The 1889-nt window shown below is 67.0% G+C and carries 1 protein-coding gene; it reads right to left on the bottom strand.

Going from position 1 to position 1889, the window contains the following annotated elements; all coding sequences use genetic code 11:
* Window positions 1-29 precede the first annotated feature (29 nt).
* Entirely contained in the window at window positions 30-1655 is a 1626-nt protein-coding gene (locus G3446_RS29055) for a DUF6399 domain-containing protein (protein ID WP_164456653.1), read from the bottom strand.
* Between the last annotated feature and the right edge of the window lie 234 nt (window positions 1656-1889).

Below are 1889 nucleotides of genomic sequence, written 5' to 3'. Positions count from 1 at the left end.
GGCCTTGATCATCGTTTGGTCCACTGTTGCTAAGCTGCCACAGGGACGAGGTGCGGCTGCCTCGCCGGGCGCGGTCGTCGTCGCGCCGGTCGGGCCGGCCAGGGCATGCGCTCAAGCACCTGCTCGAACAAGGATGGGTGGGGCTGAGCGAAGAAGCGCTCAGCGGCCGTAGTGGCATCGGGGCGTGTGATCGCAAAGTTGTGCAGGGCGGTTAAAACCTGCTGCTTGCGCGGGCTGAGTTGGTGATGCCCATGCTGATAGAGCGCGAGGAAGCCGTTGCGCCCCTCGACACACGAGCTGCTGCGCTGGAACAGGTCGGCACACTCACCGGCAACCTGCTCAAGGTAGCAGCGGGTCTCCTGATCGAGCGACTGGATCGGGTGCGAAGGCTGCTGCAGCGGGGCGAGGCGCTCGGCACTCAGTGCTCGGAGGCGATGGCGTTGCTCAGCGCGGGTGCTGCGCGCGGCGGCGCGCTCCAGATAGAGCGCCGGGATCAGGTCGTTGAGCATGGCCTGCTCGATCGCCGGTGCCAGGTCCAGCGCCTGCACCCGAGTGTTGACCATCATGAAGAAGAACGCCAGCGTGGCCACAAGGCGGTGGGTGAGTCGCTTCGCCTTGGCCAGATGTGCGCACAGGCGCTCGGAGAGGTCCGCCTCCTCGGCGATCGTCTCCAAGCGCGCAAACACGGCCCCTAAGCGCGTCTGCAACTGCTCGGGCGTTTGCGCCTGTCCCTGTTGGAGTTCGTAGGGATGATCGACCTCGCTGAAGGCGCCGATCAGGGCTTTCGCCTCAGCGCGCCGCGCCTGGGCGCGCTCATGCGCGCGACTGGCCTGGACGTCGGCGCTCAGCGCCTCATCGATGCGCGCGGCAAACGCCGGCGGGCGTCCCGGGCCATGGCGGCGGCGATGATAGGCCTGCTCGGCGGCGCATGCGCCTTGCCAGCGTGCCTTTGCCTCAGCCGCCGCCGTCTCGGCCTGCTGCTCAGCGCGCTTTAGCGCGAGGCTCATCGCCTGGCTGACCTCATGCTGCAGATGAAACAGATCCGTGGAGTGATGCGCGCCCAGATCGCGCTCGACATGTGCCAACAACCCCTTGGCCTCATCACTGGTGCCTTGCACCACGGTGACGTTCAGCCCCGCGAGCCCGCTCTCGAGCGCCTGCGTCCAGGCCGCCGCCGAGCGCGCATCGCTCGTCTGCTCGAGCAGGATGAAGCCCGAGACCGCATCGATGCTTACCAAGCGCATGCCGTCCTTCCAGGTCTCATCTTCGGCGAGACTCAGCAGGCGATGGGGCATGGCTTGGCCCAGCGCCTCGCGCAGGTCGGTGGCAGCGCTCACAATCTGCTCCTCCAGTTCGACTTGGAACGCCTGCTGCGTGCCGTAGGAGGCGCCGATGAACGCCGACAGTCCGCTGCGCGCGAGAAAGTCGCAGACCACGCGCACGCCCGCGCCGCCCTGCTCGCTGATGCTCCAGTGCGCGGCGACCAGGATCTGGCGCAGCCAGAGCACGCCCTCGGGCGTCTCGACGAAGGCCGCCAGCGCCGCCGGTGCCGGTGCCGCAGGCGGCGCGTTCCAGTGACGCAGTGTGCTGCGCGCGACGCCAGCGCCGGTGAGCGCCGCGCGTTGACTCTGCCCATCCTGCTGCGCTTGCGCCACTGCATGCAGCTGCTTGGCGCGCTCCAAGCGATTATGGATTGGCGTGGGGCGTCGATCTGCAATAGAGTCAACAGCGGCAGGGGCATCGGGCAACGGCATTTCCCTCGGTTAGTTTGCACTTCCAAGGGTACGCCTACCTAGTGCTCCTGCCACTCTTCAGGGCTCCTGCCACTCTTCAGGGCGCTTGATCGCCTACCGAAATACTCGGTTTTGGACCAACCGATGATCAAGGCC

It is taken from the genome of Thiorhodococcus minor, assembly GCF_010820565.1.
GTDB classification, from domain to species: Bacteria; Pseudomonadota; Gammaproteobacteria; order Chromatiales; family Chromatiaceae; genus Thiorhodococcus; species Thiorhodococcus minor.
This window is presented reverse-complemented; position numbering and strand designations above follow the sequence as displayed.